Below are 17,867 nucleotides of genomic sequence, written 5' to 3' on the forward strand. Positions count from 1 at the left end.
GATCAGATGACCTCCGGTGCCAGCGAGACGATCTTCATGAACTTCTTGTCGCGAAGCTCACGGCCGACCGGCCCGAAGATACGGGTGCCGCGGGGCTCCCCGTCGTTCTTCAGGATGACGGCGGCGTTCTCGTCGAACTTGATGTAGGAGCCGTCGGGACGACGGGTCTCCTTCTTGGTGCGGACGATGACCGCCTTGACGACGTCGCCCTTCTTGACGTTGCCACCGGGGATCGCGTCCTTGACGGTCGCGACGATGGTGTCGCCCAGACCGGCGTAGCGGCGGCGCGAGCCACCGAGGACGCGGATCGTGAGCAGCTCCTTGGCGCCGGTGTTGTCGGCGACCTTGAGGCGGGACTCCTGCTGAATCACTTGGCCTTCTCCAGAATCTCCACCAGACGCCAGCGCTTGGTGGCGCTCAGCGGGCGGGTCTCGTTGATCAGGACCAGGTCGCCGATGCCGGCGGAGTTCGCCTCATCGTGCGCCTTGACCTTCGACGTCCGGCGGATGACCTTGCCGTAAAGCGGGTGCTTCACGCGGTCCTCGACCTCGACGACGATCGTCTTGTCCATCTTGTCGCTGACGACATAGCCACGGCGGGCCTTGCGGTAGCCGCGGGCAGCGGAGTCGCGGACGTCGTGCTCGGACGACTCGTGTCCTGCGGCCTGCGTCTCCACAGTCGCTTCCTTCTTGGTGGCCATCACTCAGCCTCTTCCTTCGGGGCGTCCTCGGCGGCGTCCGCCTTCTTCGCCTTCGACTTGGTCGCCTTCTTCGCGGGAGCCTCGACCGGAGCGGGCGTCGCACGGATGCCCAGCTCGCGCTCGCGGATCACCGTGTAGAGGCGCGCGATGTCGCGCTTGACGGCGCGGATGCGGCCGTGGCTCTCCAGCTGGCCGGTGGCCGACTGGAAACGGAGGTTGAACAGCTCCTCCTTGGCCTTGCGCAGCTCCTCAACGAGGCGCTGGTCTTCGAACGTGTCGAGCTCTGCCGGAGCGAGCTCCTTGGTGCCGATCGCCATTACGCGTCGCCCTCCTCGCGCTTGATGATGCGTGCCTTGAGCGGCAGCTTGTGGATTGCACGGGTCAGTGCCTCGCGAGCGAGCTGCTCGTCGACACCCGCGACCTCGAAGAGGACGCGGCCCGGCTTGACGTTGGCGACCCACCACTCGGGGGAACCCTTACCGGAACCCATGCGGGTCTCGGCCGGCTTCTTCGTGAGCGGACGGTCCGGGTAGATGTTGATCCACACCTTGCCGCCACGCTTGATGTGACGGGTCATCGCGATACGAGCGGACTCGATCTGACGGTTCGTCACGTACGCGGGGGTGAGGGCCTGGATACCGTACTCGCCGAAGGAGACCTTCGTGCCGCCGGTGGCCTGACCCGAGCGCCCCGGGTGGTGCTGCTTGCGGTACTTGACCTTACGGGGGATGAGCATTATGCCGACGCTCCTTCTGCAACAGGTGCCTCGTTGCGCGGGGCACGGCGGCGGTCACCACGGTCGTCACGGCGCGACTTCGGCGCGTTGGCCTGCTCGCGCGCGAGCTCCTTGGCGGTGAGGTCGCCCTTGTAGATCCACACCTTCACGCCGATGCGGCCGAAGGTGGTCTTGGCCTCGTAGAAGCCGTAGTCGATGTTCGCGCGCAGCGTGTGCAGCGGCACACGACCCTCGCGGTAGAACTCCGACCGGCTCATCTCGGCGCCGCCGAGACGGCCCGAGACCTGGATGCGGATGCCCTTGGCGCCGGCGCGCTGCGCGCCCTGCAGACCCTTGCGCATCGCGCGGCGGAACGCCACACGAGCCGAGAGCTGCTCGGCGATGCCCTGGGCGACCAGCTGAGCGTCGGCCTCGGGGTTCTTGACCTCGAGGATGTTCAGCTGGATCTGCTTGCCCGTGAGCTTCTCGAGGTCGCCGCGGATGCGCTCGGCCTCTGCACCACGACGACCGATCACGATGCCCGGACGGGCGGTGTGGATGTCGACGCGGACGCGGTCACGGGTGCGCTCGATCTCGATGTTCGAGACGCCGGCACGGTCGAGCTGCGTCTGCAGCAGGCGACGGATCTTGATGTCCTCGGCCACGTAGTCGGCGTAACGCTGACCCGGCTTCGTCGAGTCGGAGAACCAGCGCGACACGTGGTCCGTGGTGATGCCGAGGCGGAAGCCGTACGGGTTGACCTTCTGTCCCATTACTTGCTCGCCTTCTTGTTGCTGTCGCCGGCCGCGGCAGGAGCCGCCTCCGGCGTCGAGAGCACGACCGTGATGTGGCTCGTGCGCTTCTTGATCTGGAAAGCGCGACCCTGTGCACGGGGCTGGAAACGCTTGAGCGTCGTGCCCTCGTCGACGTAGGCGTTAGCCACGTACAGGTCCTGCTCGTCGAGGTACTCGCCGTCACGATCCGCCTTGACCTGCGCGTTGGCCATGGCCGACGCGACAAGCTTGTAGATCGGCTCACTGGCGGACTGCTGAGCGAACTTCAGGATCGCCAGAGCCTCCTGGGCCTGCTTGCCCTTGATGAGCGCGACGACACGACGAGCCTTCTGAGGGGTCACGCGGATGTGTCGCACGCGTGCGATGGACTCCACCATTTCTCTCTCCTCTATCGCCACCGCGTCAGCGGCGGCGGCCCTTCTTGTCGTCCTTCTCGTGGCCGCGGAAGGTGCGGGTGGGCGCGAACTCGCCCAGCTTGTGACCGACCATGGTCTCGGAGACAAACACAGGGATGTGCTTGCGACCGTCGTGGACCGCGATCGTGTGACCCAGCATGGCCGGGATGATCATGGACCGGCGGGACCAGGTCTTGATGACGTTCTTCGTGCCGGCTTCGTTCTGCACGACCACCTTGCGAAGCAGGTGCTCGTCGACGAAGGGGCCCTTCTTGAGACTGCGAGGCATCTTCTCTTACTCCTACTTGCGCTTCTTGCCGGCGTTGCGACGACGCACGATGTACTTGTCGCTTTCCTTGTTGGCGTGGCGGGTGCGGCCCTCGGCCTGACCCCACGGGGAGACGGGGTGACGTCCACCGGACGTCTTGCCCTCACCACCACCGTGCGGGTGGTCGACCGGGTTCATCGCGACACCGCGGACGGTCGGGCGGACGCCCTTCCAGCGCATGCGGCCGGCCTTGCCCCAGTTGATGTTCGACTGCTCGGCGTTGCCGACCTCGCCGATGGTCGCGCGGCAGCGCGCATCGACGTTGCGGATCTCACCGGAGGGCAGACGCAGCTGGGCGTAGGGGCCGTCCTTGGCGACGAGGCGGACCGATGCACCGGCCGAGCGCGCCATCTTCGCGCCGCCGCCGGGGCGGAGCTCGATGGCGTGGATGACGGTACCCGTGGGGATGTTCTTCAGCGGGAGGTTGTTTCCCGGCTTGATGTCCGCCGCGGGGCCCGACTCGACGATGTCGCCCTGCTTCAGCTTCGCCGGCGCGAGGATGTAGCGCTTCTCGCCGTCGAAGTAGTGCAGCAGCGCGATGCGCGCGGTGCGGTTGGGGTCGTACTCGATGTGAGCGACCTTGGCGTTCACGCCGTCCTTGTCATTGCGACGGAAGTCGATGACGCGGTACTGGCGCTTGTGGCCACCACCGATGTGACGGGTCGTGATGCGGCCCTGGTTGTTGCGACCACCGGTCTTCGAGATCGGGCGCAGCAGCGACTTCTCCGGCGTCGATCGGGTGATCTCGGCGAAGTCAGCCACCGACGAGCCGCGACGGCCCGGGGTCGTGGGCTTGTACTTGCGAATAGCCATGATTGTCCTTTATCCCCCGGATCAGCCGATTGCCGTGAAGATGTCGATGGTGCCCGACTTCAGGCTCACGATGGCGCGCTTGGTGTCCTTGCGCTTACCGGTGCCGAAGCGGGTGCGACGGGCCTTGCCGACGCGGTTGATCGTGTTGACGGACGCGACCTTGACGCCGAAGATCTTCTCGATGGCGAGCTTGATCTCGGTCTTCGAAGCGCGCGGGTCGACGAGGAAGGTGTACTTGCCCTCGTCGATCAGGCCGTAGCTCTTCTCGGACACGACCGGCTTCAGGATGATGTCGCGCGGGTCCTTGTTCAGGGCCGTCTGGAGAACAGATGCCTGCTCGCTCATGCGGAGACCTCCTGGTTGGCGCCGGACTTGGAGGCGATGAAGCCCTCGAGCGCGGCCTGGGTGAAGACGATGTCGTCGGAGACGAGCACGTCGTAGGCGTTGAGCTGGTCGTACGACAGCAGGTGCACGTTGCCGAGGTTGCGCAGGCTCTTGAGCGCGAGCTCGTCGCCGCGCTCGATGACCACGAGGACGTTCTTCGACGTGGCGACCTGGGCGAGGAAGCCCGCAGCAGCCTTGGTCGACGGCGCGCCGTCGGTGCCGAACGTGTCGATCGCGTGCAGGCGGTCGCCGCGGAAGCGGTCGCTGAGCGCGCCCAGCAGGGCGGCCGCGATCATCTTCTTGGGGGTGCGCTGCGAGTAGTCGCGCGGCTTCGGGCCGTGCACGATGCCACCGCCGGTCATGTGCGGCGCGCGGATCGAGCCCTGACGGGCGTTACCCGTGCCCTTCTGCTTGAAGGGCTTGCGGCCGGCACCGGAGACCTCACCACGACGCTTGGTCGAGTGCGTGCCCTGGCGAGCCGCCGCGAGCTGCGCGACGACGACCTGGTGGATGAGCGGGATGTTCGTCTTGACGTCGAACAGAGCGGCGGGAAGCTCGACGGAGCCTGCCTTCTTGCCGTCTGCCTTGAGGACGTCGAGCGCGAGAGTGGAGTCAGCCATGATCAGGCACCCTTCACTGCGTTGCGGACGTAGACGATGCGGCCGCGAGCACCGGGGACGGCGCCCTTGACGAGCATGAGTCCCTTCTCGATGTCGATGGCGTGCACCGTGAGGTTGAGGACGGTCACGCGCTCGCCACCCATACGGCCGGCCATGCGCATGCCCTTGAAGACGCGGCTCGGGGTCGACGATGCGCCGATGGAGCCGGGCTTGCGGTGGTTGCGGTGTGCACCGTGCGATGCCGAGACGCCCTTGAAGTTGTGGCGCTTCATGACACCGGCGGTGCCCTTGCCCTTGCTCGTGCCGACGACGTCGACGAGCTGGCCGGCCTCGAACGTGCCGTCCACCGTGAGCTCCTGGCCCAGGGTGTAGTCGGCGGCGTCGGCCGTGCGGACCTCGGTCACGTGGCGACGCGGCGTGACGCCGGCAGCCTCGAAGTGAGCCGAAAGGGGCTTGTTCACCTTGCGGGGGTCGATCTGGCCGTACGCGATCTGCACGGCGTTGTAGCCGTCCTTCTCGGGGGTACGGATCTGGGTGACCACGTTCGGGGCGAGCTCGATGACGGTGACGGGAACGAGCTTGCCGTTCTCGTTCCAGACCTGGGTCATGCCGAGCTTGGTGCCGAGCATGCCCTTGGAAACCTTGGAGTTGATGTCAACCATGGCGGACCTCAGAGCTTGATCTCGATGTTGACGTCAGCCGGCAGGTCGAGACGCATCAGCGAGTCGACGGCCTTGGGCGTCGGGTCGACGATGTCGATCAGACGCTTGTGGGTGCGCATCTCGAAGTGCTCGCGGCTGTCCTTGTACTTGTGGGGCGACCGGATGACGCACACGACGTTCTTCTCGGTCGGAAGGGGCACGGGGCCGACGACGGTCGCGCCCGCACGGGTCACGGTGTCGACGATCTTGCGTGCGGACGTGTCGATGACCTCGTGGTCATACGACTTCAGGCGAATGCGGATCTTCTGTCCCGCCATTGTCTGCTCTCTCTCTTTCAGCGTCTTACCGTCCTGGACCGGGTGGCCCTGGGGCATTGGACGCACGTCGGCGCTGTTCGCGCCTCGGCACTCGTCTTCTCGGACTCCTCGACCTCGCGGCCCGGGAGCCTGTCGAAGAGGCTGCACCACTGTTCTGCTGTCAGCCGCCCACCCGAAGGTGAACGGATGTCCGACCCCCGCCGCGCACGGCAGTGCCCTCGATGATGAAGGTGTCGGATTGTGTTCTGCTACCCGCGGCCTAGAACCCTGCAGCCTCCCGGAGGAGGCGCCGTCTATGCACTGCCCTGGCAGTGATCCGGCGCACGCACAGCGGCGACGGAATATCGAACCTGTCTATTCTGCCACGGCGGATTTCACTTCTGCAAACCCGGGCGTGTCGCGCTCACCGGACTCCCAGCGAACCTCGTCGCCGCGGGGCCTCAGCGCGCAGAGGAGCGCGGGGCGAGGCATCCCCATGCCTCGCCCCGCTTGGGGAGGGCGTCCGGTGCGAGGGGGCACACCGAACGCGAGGAATCCGGCGTGAAGGGACGCCGGACGCCTCGACCGAGGGCACGGCGGAAGACCCGCCGCGCAGGCGGGGAGACGCTCAGGCGCACGGAGTGCGCGCGTCGCACGATGATCCCCAAGATCGCTTTCCCCAGTGTGAACGCGGAAGACCCGCGTGATTCGGAAGCCGAACCCCTTCGGCGCCCCGACCGCAAGATCCCCAGGCGGTCGAGACGATCCTACTCGATCCCTCGGAGAATCCGCCACATCCGAGGGCGCCGCGCTTCTCCCCGACGCGGAAGAGCGGCGGTCCCGGGTGCGGGGACCGCCGCTCTTCGCGGAGACGTCCGGCTCTACTCGTTGCCGATGCTCTTGTCAGCGCTCTCGCGGATCTCGTCGATCTTGTCGGCGGCGCCGGGTGCGATCTTCTTCGCGAAGTCGGCGACGCCGTCGAGGACCTTGTCGCTGATGTCCTCGGCCTGCTCGCTCTTGACCGCTTCGGCGAGCTTGTCCTTGTTCTGCTCGTACAGGCCCTTGCCCTTGTTGACGGCGTCCTCGATACCCATGTGAATCCCCTTCGGAGGTGTGTGCGTCCGGCGATCCCGCCGGACCACCTCATTGTGCAGGGCAGAGCCGAGCGACGGAACCCTCGATGCGGAAAACGACAGAGGGGCCGAGCCCGAAGGCTCGACCCCTCTGCGAGGAAGCGGATGCTTACTTGATGATCTTCGTCACCGTACCGGCGCCGACCGTACGACCACCCTCACGGATGGCGAAGCCGAGGCCCTCCTCCATGGCGATCGGCTGGATCAGCTCGACCGTCATGTCGGTGGTGTCGCCGGGCATGACCATCTCGGTGCCCTCGGGCAGCGAGATGACGCCGGTGACGTCCGTGGTGCGGAAGTAGAACTGCGGACGGTAGTTCGTGTAGAAGGGGTTGTGGCGGCCACCCTCGTCCTTGGACAGGATGTAGGCCGTGCCCTCGAAGTTGGTGTGCGGCGTGACCGAACCCGGCTTCACGATGACCTGACCGCGCTCCACGTCCTCGCGCTTGGTGCCGCGGAGGAGCAGACCACAGTTCTCGCCGGCCCATGCCTCGTCGAGCTGCTTGTGGAACATCTCGATACCGGTGACGGTCGTCTTCTGCGTCGGGCGCAGACCCACGATCTCGACCTCGGAGTTGATGGCCAGGGTGCCACGCTCGGCGCGACCCGTGACGACGGTGCCACGACCGGTGATCGTGAAGACGTCCTCGACGGGCATGAGGAACGGCTTGTCGCGGTCACGCTCCGGGTCCGGAACGCTGTCGTCGACAGCCTGCATGAGCTCGAGGATCGCGTCGACCCACTTCTCGTCGCCCTCGAGGGCCTTGAGAGCGGAGACACGGACGACGGGAGCGTTGTCGCCGTCGAAGCCCTGGCTCGAGAGCAGCTCGCGGACCTCGAGCTCGACGAGCTCCAGGATCTCCTCGTCGTCGACCGCGTCGGACTTGTTCAGCGCGACGAGCAGGTAGGGGACGCCGACCTGCTTGGCGAGCAGAACGTGCTCGCGCGTCTGCGCCATCGGGCCGTCGGTGGCCGCGACGACGAGGATCGCGCCGTCCATCTGCGCCGCACCCGTGATCATGTTCTTGACGTAGTCGGCGTGGCCGGGGGCGTCGACGTGTGCGTAGTGGCGCTTCGGGGTCTCGTACTCGATGTGCGAGATGTTGATCGTGATACCGCGCTGGCGCTCTTCCGGCGCCGAGTCGATGGAAGCGAAGTCGCGCTGCACGTTCGTGTCGGACGGGTACTTGTCGGCAAGCACCTTCGAGATCGCTGCGGAGAGCGTGGTCTTGCCGTGGTCGACGTGACCGATCGTTCCGATGTTGACGTGCGGCTTGGTCCGCTCGAACTTGGCCTTAGCCACTGGGTCCTCCTCAGGACGTCGTTGTAGAGGTGCCGGGCACTGGTTTGCGACCGGTTCTCTACGGGTTAGGTTCTCAGTTTAGTAGAGAGGGAATGTGAAGTTGTAGGTGACCTGGGAACCCCGGGTGCGTCGACAGGCTCAGCGACCCAGGGCTCCCAGAAGAATTACTCGCCCTTGGCCTTCTGGACGATCTCGTCGGCCACCGCGCGCGGGACCTCGGCGTAGCTGTCGAACTCCATGGAGTAGACGGCACGGCCCGAGGTCTTCGAGCGCAGGTCGCCGATGTAGCCGAACATCTCGGACAGCGGCACCGCGGCGCGCACGACCTTGACGCCGGCGGCGTCCTCCATCGACTGGATCTGGCCACGACGCGAGTTCAGGTCGCCGATGACGTCGCCCATGTACTCCTCCGGAGTACGGACCTCGACGGCCATCAGCGGCTCGAGCAGCACGGGGTTGGCACGGCGAGCGGCCTCCTTGAAGCCCATGGAGCCCGCGATCTTGAACGCCATCTCCGAGGAGTCGACGTCGTGCGCCGCACCGTCGACGATGGTCGCCTTGACGCCCACCATCGGGTAGCCCGCGAGGACACCGACGTTCATGGCGTCCTGGAAACCGGCGTCGATCGAGCCGATGTACTCGCGCGGGATACGGCCACCGGTGACCGCGTTCACGAACTCGTACGTCTTCTCGCCGTCGAGCTCGAGCGGCTCGATGTTGAACTGGATCTTGGCGAACTGGCCCGATCCACCGGTCTGCTTCTTGTGCGTGTAGTCGTGCTTCTCGACGGCCTTGCGGATCGTCTCGCGGTACGCGACCTGCGGCTTGCCGACGTTCGCCTCGACGCGGAACTCGCGCTTCATGCGGTCCACGAGGATGTCGAGGTGCAGCTCGCCCATACCCTTGATGGTCGTCTGACCGGTCTCGGGGTTGAGCTCCGTGCGGAAGGTCGGGTCCTCCTCAGCGAGCTTCTGGATCGCGAGACCCAGCTTCTCCTGGTCGGCCTTGGTCTTCGGCTCGATGGCGACCTCGATCACCGGCTCCGGGAACGTCATCGACTCGAGGACGACCGGCTGCGCGATGTCGGCGAGGGTGTCACCGGTGGTGGTGTCCTTCAGGCCGATGACGGCGTAGATGTTGCCGGCGGTCAGCTTGTCGACCGGGTTCTCCTTGTTGGCGTGCATCTGGAAGATCTTCCCGATGCGCTCCTTCTTGCCCTTGGTCGAGTTGATGACCTGGGCACCCGACTCGAGCTCGCCCGAGTAGACGCGCACGTACGTCAGACGACCGAAGAACGGGTGCACGGCGACCTTGAAGGCCAGGGCCGCGAACGGGTCCTTCGCGTCGGGGTGACGCTCGATGATCTTCTCCTCGTCCTTCGGGTCGTGCGCCTCGATGGCGGGCACGTCCAGCGGGGACGGGAGGTAGTCGACGACGGCGTCCAGCATCGGCTGCACACCGCGGTTCTTGAAGGCGGAGCCGCAGAGGACCGGGTAGATCTCGCTGGCGACGACCATCTTGCGGATGGCGCCCTTGATCTCCGCGACGGTGAGCTCCTCGCCGCCGAAGAACTTCTCGAGAAGCTCCTCGTCGGTCTCGGCGACCGTCTCCAGCAGCTGCTGGCGGTAGTCCTCGGCCTTGTCCTTGAGGTCGGCCGGGATCTCCTGCACCTCGTAGGAGGCGCCCATGGTCACGTCACCCTTGGCGTCGCCGGGCCAGACCAGAGCACGCATCTCGACGAGGTCGATGACGCCGACGAAGTCGTTCTCGGCACCGATCGGGAGCTGCAGCACCAGCGGCTTCGCGCCGAGGCGGTTGATGATCGTGTCGACCGTGAAGTAGAAGTCCGCGCCGAGCTTGTCCATCTTGTTGACGAAGCAGATGCGGGGGACGTTGTACTTGTCGGCCTGACGCCACACGGTCTCGGACTGGGGCTCGACGCCCTCCTTGCCGTCGAACACGGCGACCGCGCCGTCGAGGACGCGGAGCGAGCGCTCCACCTCGACCGTGAAGTCCACGTGACCGGGGGTGTCGATGATGTTGATCTGGTTCTTGTTCCAGAAGCAGGTCACGGCGGCAGACGTGATCGTGATGCCGCGCTCCTTCTCCTGCTCCATCCAGTCGGTGGTCGACGCGCCGTCGTGCGTCTCGCCGAGCTTGTGGTTGACGCCCGTGTAGAACAGGATGCGCTCGGTCGTCGTGGTCTTGCCGGCATCGATGTGCGCCATGATGCCGATGTTGCGGACCTTGCTCAGGTCCGTGAGCACGTCTTGTGCCACAGGAGTGTCCTTATCTATTGGAGCAGCAGGTGTACTGCGAAGAGGGGGTGCGACGGGCCCAGGAACGCGGAAGGGTCCCTGAGCCCGTCGAAGGGGTTACCAGCGGTAGTGAGCGAACGCGCGGTTCGACTCGGCCATCTTGTGGGTGTCCTCACGGCGCTTGACCGCGGCACCCAGGCCGTTCGACGCGTCCAGGATCTCGTTCTGGAGACGCTCGGTCATCGTCTTCTCACGACGACCCTTGGCGTAGCTCACGAGCCAGCGCAGCGCGAGGGTGTTCGCACGGTGCGGCTTGACCTCGACCGGAACCTGGTAGGTCGAGCCACCGACACGGCGGCTGCGGACCTCGAGCGTGGGGCGCACGTTGTCGAGCGCCTTCTTCAGGGTGGCGACGGCGTCCTGGCCGTTCTTCGCCTCGACGCCGCGGAGGGCGCCGTAGACGATCGACTCGGCCAGCGACTTCTTGCCGTCGACGAGGATCTTGTTCACCAGCGAGGTGACGATCGGTGCGCCGTAGACCGGGTCGTTGACGACGGGGCGCTTGGGGGCGGGACCCTTACGAGGCATCTAACTCAACCCTTCTTCGCGCCGTAGCGGGAACGAGCCTGCTTACGGTTCTTGACGGCCTGGGTGTCCAGGGCACCACGGACGATCTTGTAACGCACACCGGGGAGGTCCTTCACACGACCGCCGCGGACGAGCACCAGGGAGTGCTCCTGCAGGTTGTGGCCCTCACCGGGGATGTACGCGGTGACCTCGGTCCCGTTGCGGAGCTTCACACGAGCGACCTTGCGCATCGCCGAGTTCGGCTTCTTCGGGGTGGTGGTGTAGACGCGGGTGCAGACCCCGGCCTGCTGCGGGTTCGCCTTGAGCGCGGGTGCCTTGGTCTTCGTGACCTTGGGCGAGCGACCCTTGCGAACCAACTGCTGAATGGTTGGCACGTTCTCTCCTCATAGTGCTGCACGGTGACAGCGTGATGGGTTTCACATCATGACCCACCGGCACGCCGGAACCGACGAGCTTTTGGTGTGGTGGGTATGCCGTGGGGGCGGACCGGCGAGGTGCCGACGCCCAGCGCGCACGTCAGGACGTGCACACACCTGATCAAGTGTAATGCCGCGTAACCTGACGGTCAAATGACGGTCGCGCTCCGCGGCGCCGCCTGAAGTCAGGGGATGTCGGGGTCGAACGGCGAGTCCAGCGACTCCGTGAGCTCGGCCAGGAGCGCTTCGATCTGCGGCTCGACGTGCCGCGACACCGCCGCCTGGATCGTGATCCGGTGTCGGAGCAGGATCCCGCAGATCTCGCGCCCGACGAGGTTCGCGTATTCGTCCGCCAAGGCGACTTCCTGTCGCAGAGCGGTCTTCGCCTCGTCCGACAGCGGGGGCAGGGGCGGCAACTCGGCGGCCGAATCGTCGGCGAGACCGGCGATCGTGAAGAGGAAGGGGGCGCCCGGCACCGGCTCCGGATCCAGCGGCATGCCCTCGAACTCGGGATCGAGGTCCTCCGTCGGCCGGTAGCTGCGAGCCCGGTTGCGCGCGGCCTGCTGATCGAGTTCACGCTGCAGGGTCGGCAGGTTGCGCGCGGTGTACTCCGCGACCGCGTGGTCGACGATCGTCTTGATGCGCGTCGACAGGCCGTGCTGGACGCCATGCGGCGTGGTGCCCGCGATGCCTGCGGCGGCGAGGATGGGCGAGCCGAGGCAGCGCCGGCACGGCGCGGTGCGGCCGCGGTGCGTCGCCGGCTCCCAGCGCGGCACCCAGCGCAACCAGGCCTCGACGGCCTGGTCGACCTGCGTCTCCAATGAGCGCTCCACCCCACCAGCGTACGGCGCGTCGCCGCTCACCGTGCGGATTTGCGGGGTGTCACTCCTCCTCGTCGCGCTCCCACGGCCATCGCGGCTGCGCCGACCTCGTCCGGCGGAGGGCGATGCCGCCCCACGCCGCCACCGCCGCCGCGGCGAGGAGCACGATGCTCGCGCCACCGCGGACGAGGTCGCCGGCGACGGCCGTGGCCACGACCACATCGCTCGTCGCGACGAGCACGGCGATCCAGACGGTGATCAGGTGCACCAGCGCCGTGAGCAGGGCGATCACCGGAGCAGAGCCGAAGGAGGCATGCCCTCGTCGCACCGTCGCCCAGAGGACGAGCGCGAAGACCACCACGGCCGCGACCATGCCCGACACTCCGGGCACCTGGCCAAGACCCGGAACGCCGATGATGTCCCGGTCGGTGGCGACGCTCAGCGCACCGAGTCCGAAGACGGCGAGGGCGAAGAAGGCGATGGTGGCCATCACCGCCGCGAGGACAGCCGAAACCCCCGCGGACTCGGGCCCGCGGGGGTTCGGTGTGGTGGTGTTCGTGATTACCTCGACAGGGTGGGACCGGCCTCGAGGGTGCGCTCGTACTCCCGCTGCGCCTCCTCGTTCAGCTCGGTCTTGCGGGCACCGCTGCGGGCTACCCAGGCGCCGAACCAGATGGTGAGCTCGCGGGCGAAGACGAAGGCCGCGATGGCGAGCGGGGCCAACAGCTGCTCCCCCGCGACTTCGAGACCCTGCGATGCGGTGAGCTTCCAGAAGGGCGCCTCGAAGAGCTGACCCAGGATGTGCCCGGCGTAGGCGATGAGCCCGACAACGATGCCGAACACCACCCACAGGCCCCAGCGGCCGCGGTTGATGATGGCTCCGAGGAGCCAGAAGCCGAGGAAGAACACGACCACCGGGGTCCAGAACCCCCAGGTGAGCAGCGGGGCGACGAGCGCCTCGCCGATGTTCTCCCCGTTCACGTCGCCGGCGAGGGCGCCGAGGCCGAGCGTGGTGGCGAGGTAGAGCAGCGCGAAGGCGACGGTGGCGAGCAGGCCGATCGCGCCGGCGGTGCCCCGGTTGCCGCGCTCGCGCGGCGGCTCCGGTGCCTGCACGAAGATCGGCTGCGGCTGCTGCGGTGCGGCGGCCGCGCCGTTCGTGAGCGGCTCGGACGGCACGATCCTGGTGTCGGTGTCGTCGGCGTGCGACGCGTAGGCTGCGCCGGCCATGGCCGACTCCTCGTGCGCGGGAGTGCTCGGCGTGGAGTACAGCGAGGTCTCCGGCGTCGCGTACAGCGAGGTCTCCGGGGTGGCATCGCGGCGGTCGGCGTCGCGAAGTCCCGCCTCACGGCCATCGGCGTCGAAGCGGTCGCCGTCGGTGCGCGAGGGCGCCGGGGCGGCGGAGCTGAAAGTACCGGGGTGGTCCCGCTCGGCGGCCTCGAACGCGGCGAGATCGGGGTCGACGGCGGGCTCCTGACGCGTCGCGGCCTGGTCGGCCGCAGGCTCGGAGGAGGCCGCGGTGGTGTCTGCGGCGCGGGAGTCATCCGCACGTGCGTCGTCGGCGTGGCCGGGGACATCTCCGCGGGCCGCCGCCGCGGCGTCGAGACCGGCGTTCGCGCTGCCGACGACGTCGTCGACGTCGTTCGACTTCTCGGGCTGACGAGCCTCGGGATCACTCATGGGGTGCGCCTCTCATCGGGGATGTGCAGTGCGAGATTACCGCCGCGGCTCCCGACGCTTCCTTAGGCGTGCCGACGTGTCGCCATACGCGTGCTTCCGCGGGTCTGCGCGATTCACGGGAAGGTGTTGCGGAGGGCGTCCCCGGCGAACTGCGCGAGGATCGGCACCATCGGCAGCGAGAGCCAGACGAGTCCGGCGACGATCCCTGCACACACGATGCCGGCGAACCAGCTCATCCCGAGGTTTCGTCCCCCCACTCGCGCCATGGTCCCACCGTAGGCCCCAGCTCCCGCGCGGGTGCGGAGCAACGCCGCGTCGAGGTGGTGTCGCTCAGCGGGTGCCGCGGCCGCGCATCCGCCACAGCAGCCAGAGTCCCGAGATCGGTACCAACAGTCCGCCCAGCAGGAGGAGGAGGTGCCATTCGCCGAAAGCGGGGACGAGCGGGTTCACCACCTCCGACATCACGTCGCCGTCGCTCGAGCTGCCGGACGCCGATCCGGTGGAGAATCCGGTCATCGTCGAGGCGATCAGGAAGGACAGCCCGGTGGCAACGAAGGGCACCAGGATCGCGACGGCCTTCTCCCACGTGCGCCACAGCGGACTGAGGCTCACGAGCACCGCGCCCACGAACCAGCCGATGACCGGCACCACGATTCCGCCGAAGCTCAGGGTGAGCGCGGCCGCGATCGCGAAACCCCGCGTCGCGGTCGTCGGCGTGCGCGGAGCCGAGGGCGCGGGGAGCACGAGGGGCGGTGCCGTCGGCACCTCGTCCTCCGCCTCGCGGGCGATCCCCCTCGGATCTCCCAGGCGGTCGATCCGCTCCGCGGTCGCTGCCGCGTCGAGTCCGTCGAGCTCCTCCGCGATCCCGCCACGGATGTCGGAGGCGACACCGTGCGGAAGTCCGCGCATCGCCTCGTCGAGCCGGGCCAGATAGTCGTCACGCAGCTCGGCTGCGGTCTTCTCGGTCATGGTCATCCTTCCCCCACCATGCCCGTGACGGCACGGGCGAACGGCGCCCACTGCGCCCGGAAGCGCGCGAGCTGATCGATACCGGCATCCGTGAGCCGGTAGTACTTGCGCGCCGGACCGCTCTCGGACGGCCGGTCGAACGTCGTCACCCAGCCGTTGTCCCGCAAGCGCCCGAGCAGCGGGTAGAGCGTGCCGATGCTGGCGATCAGCCCGGCTCCGGTGAGTGCCTCCGACAGCTGCCAGCCGTACATGGGCTCACGCGAGAGCAAGCCGAGCACGCAGTACTCGACCACTCCTTTGCGCATCTGCGCCCCGACGTCAGCTGTCATGCCTCACAAGGTAGCATGTGACGCACGCTAGCACCGAACGGTGTGAGATCAGCCCTTGGTCGCCCCCGCGGTCAGACCGCCCACGATGTACTTCTGCAGGAAGAGGAAGAGCACCATCACCGGTATCGCCGCCATGACCGCACCGGCGGAGAAGGCCGACCAGTCGGCGTAGCGGGGGTTCGCCACCAGCTTGGTCAGACCGACGACGAGGGTCTGCTGATCCACGTCGACCAGCATGACGCTGGCGATCACGTACTCGTTCACCGTGCCGATGAAGGAGAGCAGACCGACGACCGCGAGGATCGGGGCGACCAGGCGCAGGATGATCGTGAAGAAGATCCGCGCGTGCCCCGCGCCGTCGATGCGGGCGGCCTCGTCGATCTCCTTCGGGATCGTGTTGAAGAACCCGTACATGAGGTAGGTGTTCACGCCCAGCGCGCCGCCGAGGTACACCAGGATCAGCCCCGTATGCGTGTTCAGGCCGATCGCCGGGAACCAGTCCCCCAGCGTCGACATCAGCAGGAAGATCGCGACGACCGCGAGCAGCTGCGGGAACATCTGCACCACGACGATGGTGACCAGTCCCACGCGGCGCCCGGCGAAGCGCATGCGGGAGAACGCATATGCCGCACAGGCTCCGATGAAGACCGTCACCGCTCCGGTCACGACCGCGATGAGCAGGGTGTTCAGGAACCAGGTTCCATACGGGTTCTGCGGGTCGCTGAGGATACGCACGTAGCTGTCGATCCCGATGGCCGAGAAGAGCTGGTTCGACCCGGTGAGCGTGCCCTGCGGGTTGAGCGACGCCGACACGACGTACAGGAGCGGGAAGAGGGCGAAGGCGCTCACCACGATGGCGACGAGGTGGCGCCATCCGGTGTCGGCGAACCAGGCGCCGAACGAGCGACGCGGCGGGGCGGTGCGGCGGGCGGTGGCGGTGCTGCGGACGGTGCTCATGTCAGTTCAGCTCCTCGAGGGCCTTGGTCTTGCGGAAGCTGATGATCGAGATCGTCGCGACCACGACGAAGATCAGGATCGTGAAGGCGGAGGCGAGGCCGTAATCGCGGGTCTGTCCGGTGAACGCCACCTTGTAGACCATCGAGATCAGGATGTCGGTGTGGCCGACGGGGATCGACACGTCGCTGAAGCGGGGGCCGCCCTTGGTCAGCATGTAGATCAGGTTGAAGTTGTTGAAGTTGAACGCGAACGACGAGATCAGCAGCGGCGCCACGGTCACCAGCAGCAGCGGCAGCTTGATCCGGCGGAAGACCTGCCAGGGGTTCGCGCCGTCCATCACGGCCGCCTCGTTGACGTCCTCCGGGATGCCCTGCAGCGCCCCCATGCAGACGAGGAACATGTACGGGAAGCCGAGCCAGAGGTTCACCAGCAGCACGGACACCTTCGCCAGCACCGGGTCGGTGAGCCACGGGATGGCCGCGCCGCCGAACAGCACCTGGTTGATGAACCCGAAGCTCTCGTTCATCATCCCGGCCCAGACGAGCGCGGAGAGGAACGCCGGGAAGGCGTACGGGAGGATGAGGATGATCCGGTAGCCGTTGCGGAAGCGCATCCGCGTGTTGTTGAAGACGAGTGCGAGCAGCAGGCCGAGGAAGAAGGTGGTCGCGACGGACACCAGCGCGAAGACGAAGGTCCAGACGGTGACGGAGATGAGCGGGCCGCGGATGGACTCGTCGGTCACCGCGCGGACGAAGTTGTCGACGCCGACCGTGGTCTGCCAGCCGGGCAGCAGCTGCTCGCCGTCCTCGGCGGTGAACGCGCCGTCGCCGGTGTCGCTGTAGACGGTGCCGGTCGCGGTGTCCGTGATCGTGTCGGCATCGGCGTCATACGCCAGCGTCGAGACGTAGAGGTAGCCGTTCTGCCCGTCGGGGGCGCGGAGGCTGCCCTCATTGGGATCGTCGCTGAACGGGACGGAGAGCTGCTCCAGCTCCTCCGACAGCGTGAAGACGGTGGCGAGCGGAAGCGTGGTCCACCCGTCGACGGCGACGGCCTTGCTGCCTTCGAACTGCGCGTCGACCTCGGCGAGGGGCTGCTCCGCGGTGCCGAGGAGGGCGTCGCCGTCCTCGGGATCCGTGACGAGGAGGCCGTAGGTTCCGAACTGCTCCACCACGGTGACGGGATACGTCGGAGAGTCCTGGACGCGCTCCTGCGCGGAGGCGAGCAGCGACGAGATCGCCTGCTCCTTGCTCCCGTTGTGGCCGGTGCCGTAGTTCGTGAAGCCGATGTAGCCCGTGTAGAGGAGCGTGAAGACCTGGAACAGGACCAGGAAGATGATGCCGGGGGTGAGGTACTTCGCCGCGATGCGCTTGCGGGAGAAGTAGATGTAGTTGACGACGACCGTCACCGCGACGACGAGGCCGAGCACGAGCCACTCCCGCTGCACGAGCAGCACGAACACGGCGTAGACGGCGATCGCGTCCACGATCGCCAGCAACAGGATCTTGAGCAACATCCACCCGATCGGTCGGGAGGCCGCCTCGGCGATCTTCGCCGCCTGGCGCTGCCGAGGCGTGGGGGGCGCGGTGCGCTCTTCGGTGTCTGTCATGTCGTCCTCGTCATGGTCCTGGCCGGGGGGGGGGGGGGGGCCCCCCCCGCCGGGGGGGGGGGGGGGGGGGGCGGCGCCGCCGCCGGGGGGGGGGGCGTCGGCG

At 67.3% G+C, this 17,867-nt stretch carries 25 protein-coding genes; all 25 read right to left on the reverse strand.

Annotated features, from left to right (window positions below; genetic code table 11):
• Positions 1-2: 2 nt before the first annotated feature.
• Positions 3-371 carry a 50S ribosomal protein L14 gene (rplN, locus tag M4D53_RS13250; RefSeq protein WP_025102399.1) on the reverse strand — a complete coding sequence of 123 codons (369 nt, stop codon included), beginning with the start codon at positions 369-371 and terminating at the stop codon, positions 3-5.
• Positions 368-700 (reverse strand): 30S ribosomal protein S17, encoded by a 333-nt coding sequence (rpsQ, locus tag M4D53_RS13255; protein ID WP_021201120.1) that lies wholly within the window; start codon positions 698-700, stop codon positions 368-370. Before rpsQ ends, rplN begins: the two co-directional genes overlap by 4 nt.
• Positions 700-1,017: a 50S ribosomal protein L29 gene (gene rpmC / locus M4D53_RS13260; RefSeq protein WP_025102401.1), complete on the reverse strand. Its 318-nt coding sequence runs from the start codon at positions 1,015-1,017 to the stop codon at positions 700-702. The genes rpsQ and rpmC overlap by 1 nt, the downstream gene beginning before the upstream one ends.
• On the reverse strand, positions 1,017-1,436 hold the full coding sequence (rplP, locus tag M4D53_RS13265; protein WP_187662252.1) for a 50S ribosomal protein L16: 420 nt from the start codon (positions 1,434-1,436) through the stop codon (positions 1,017-1,019). The genes rpmC and rplP overlap by 1 nt, the downstream gene beginning before the upstream one ends.
• Positions 1,436-2,188 carry a 30S ribosomal protein S3 gene (rpsC, locus tag M4D53_RS13270; RefSeq protein ID WP_025102403.1) on the reverse strand — a complete coding sequence of 251 codons (753 nt, stop codon included), beginning with the start codon at positions 2,186-2,188 and terminating at the stop codon, positions 1,436-1,438. The genes rplP and rpsC overlap by 1 nt, the downstream gene beginning before the upstream one ends.
• Positions 2,188-2,586 (reverse strand): 50S ribosomal protein L22, encoded by a 399-nt coding sequence (rplV, locus tag M4D53_RS13275; protein WP_060927232.1) that lies wholly within the window; start codon positions 2,584-2,586, stop codon positions 2,188-2,190. The genes rpsC and rplV overlap by 1 nt, the downstream gene beginning before the upstream one ends.
• Positions 2,587-2,611: 25 nt before the next feature.
• Positions 2,612-2,893: a 30S ribosomal protein S19 gene (gene rpsS, locus M4D53_RS13280; protein WP_017201589.1), complete on the reverse strand. Its 282-nt coding sequence runs from the start codon at positions 2,891-2,893 to the stop codon at positions 2,612-2,614.
• 12 nt (positions 2,894-2,905) lie between these two features.
• On the reverse strand, positions 2,906-3,745 hold the full coding sequence (gene rplB / locus M4D53_RS13285) for a 50S ribosomal protein L2 (RefSeq protein ID WP_025102405.1): 840 nt from the start codon (positions 3,743-3,745) through the stop codon (positions 2,906-2,908).
• A gap of 21 nt (positions 3,746-3,766) precedes the next feature.
• The gene (rplW, locus tag M4D53_RS13290; RefSeq protein ID WP_025102406.1) at positions 3,767-4,090 is read right to left on the reverse strand and encodes a 50S ribosomal protein L23; all 324 of its coding nucleotides are present in this window, start codon (positions 4,088-4,090) and stop codon (positions 3,767-3,769) included.
• Positions 4,087-4,749 (reverse strand): 50S ribosomal protein L4, encoded by a 663-nt coding sequence (rplD, locus tag M4D53_RS13295; RefSeq protein ID WP_187662253.1) that lies wholly within the window; start codon positions 4,747-4,749, stop codon positions 4,087-4,089. The genes rplW and rplD overlap by 4 nt, the downstream gene beginning before the upstream one ends.
• A gap of 2 nt (positions 4,750-4,751) precedes the next feature.
• Positions 4,752-5,411, reverse strand: a complete 660-nt coding sequence (gene rplC, locus M4D53_RS13300) for a 50S ribosomal protein L3 (RefSeq protein WP_025102408.1) — start codon at positions 5,409-5,411, stop codon at positions 4,752-4,754.
• Positions 5,412-5,419: 8 nt separating this feature from the next.
• A complete protein-coding gene (rpsJ, locus tag M4D53_RS13305; protein ID WP_017201594.1) occupies positions 5,420-5,728 on the reverse strand; it encodes a 30S ribosomal protein S10 in 309 nt (102 codons plus the stop codon).
• Positions 5,729-6,588: 860 nt separating this feature from the next.
• Complete coding sequence (locus tag M4D53_RS13310; protein ID WP_259954476.1) at positions 6,589-6,801, reverse strand: hypothetical protein; 213 nt, start codon at positions 6,799-6,801, stop codon at positions 6,589-6,591.
• 148 nt (positions 6,802-6,949) lie between these two features.
• Complete coding sequence (tuf, locus tag M4D53_RS13315) at positions 6,950-8,143, reverse strand: elongation factor Tu (protein WP_025102410.1); 1,194 nt, start codon at positions 8,141-8,143, stop codon at positions 6,950-6,952.
• A 164-nt stretch (positions 8,144-8,307) separates the two neighbouring features.
• Entirely contained in the window at positions 8,308-10,422 is a 2,115-nt protein-coding gene (gene fusA, locus M4D53_RS13320; RefSeq protein ID WP_025102411.1) for an elongation factor G, read from the reverse strand.
• 96 nt (positions 10,423-10,518) lie between these two features.
• Complete coding sequence (rpsG, locus tag M4D53_RS13325) at positions 10,519-10,989, reverse strand: 30S ribosomal protein S7 (RefSeq protein WP_017201608.1); 471 nt, start codon at positions 10,987-10,989, stop codon at positions 10,519-10,521.
• A gap of 5 nt (positions 10,990-10,994) precedes the next feature.
• Positions 10,995-11,363 carry a 30S ribosomal protein S12 gene (gene rpsL / locus M4D53_RS13330; protein ID WP_018187369.1) on the reverse strand — a complete coding sequence of 123 codons (369 nt, stop codon included), beginning with the start codon at positions 11,361-11,363 and terminating at the stop codon, positions 10,995-10,997.
• A 227-nt stretch (positions 11,364-11,590) separates the two neighbouring features.
• Entirely contained in the window at positions 11,591-12,238 is a 648-nt protein-coding gene (locus M4D53_RS13335; RefSeq protein WP_062765222.1) for a hypothetical protein, read from the reverse strand.
• Between the two features lie 49 nt (positions 12,239-12,287).
• A complete protein-coding gene (locus tag M4D53_RS13340) occupies positions 12,288-12,899 on the reverse strand; it encodes a DUF6121 family protein (protein WP_522712276.1) in 612 nt (203 codons plus the stop codon).
• Complete coding sequence (locus tag M4D53_RS13345; RefSeq protein ID WP_187662255.1) at positions 12,788-13,903, reverse strand: acyltransferase family protein; 1,116 nt, start codon at positions 13,901-13,903, stop codon at positions 12,788-12,790. The genes M4D53_RS13340 and M4D53_RS13345 overlap by 112 nt, the downstream gene beginning before the upstream one ends.
• Before the next feature lie 113 nt (positions 13,904-14,016).
• Positions 14,017-14,169 carry a hypothetical protein gene (locus M4D53_RS13350; RefSeq protein ID WP_177173821.1) on the reverse strand — a complete coding sequence of 51 codons (153 nt, stop codon included), beginning with the start codon at positions 14,167-14,169 and terminating at the stop codon, positions 14,017-14,019.
• A 64-nt stretch (positions 14,170-14,233) separates the two neighbouring features.
• A complete protein-coding gene (locus M4D53_RS13355; protein WP_259954482.1) occupies positions 14,234-14,872 on the reverse strand; it encodes an HAAS signaling domain-containing protein in 639 nt (212 codons plus the stop codon).
• A 2-nt stretch (positions 14,873-14,874) separates the two neighbouring features.
• On the reverse strand, positions 14,875-15,201 hold the full coding sequence (locus M4D53_RS13360) for a PadR family transcriptional regulator (protein ID WP_168429038.1): 327 nt from the start codon (positions 15,199-15,201) through the stop codon (positions 14,875-14,877).
• A 48-nt stretch (positions 15,202-15,249) separates the two neighbouring features.
• The gene (locus M4D53_RS13365) at positions 15,250-16,158 is read right to left on the reverse strand and encodes a sugar ABC transporter permease (RefSeq protein ID WP_187662258.1); all 909 of its coding nucleotides are present in this window, start codon (positions 16,156-16,158) and stop codon (positions 15,250-15,252) included.
• Between the two features lies 1 nt (position 16,159).
• Complete coding sequence (gene malF / locus M4D53_RS13370; RefSeq protein WP_259954486.1) at positions 16,160-17,764, reverse strand: maltose ABC transporter permease MalF; 1,605 nt, start codon at positions 17,762-17,764, stop codon at positions 16,160-16,162.
• Positions 17,765-17,867 lie beyond the last annotated feature (103 nt).

It is taken from the genome of Microbacterium meiriae (assembly GCF_025143875.1).
GTDB classification, from domain to species: domain Bacteria; phylum Actinomycetota; class Actinomycetes; order Actinomycetales; family Microbacteriaceae; genus Microbacterium; species Microbacterium meiriae.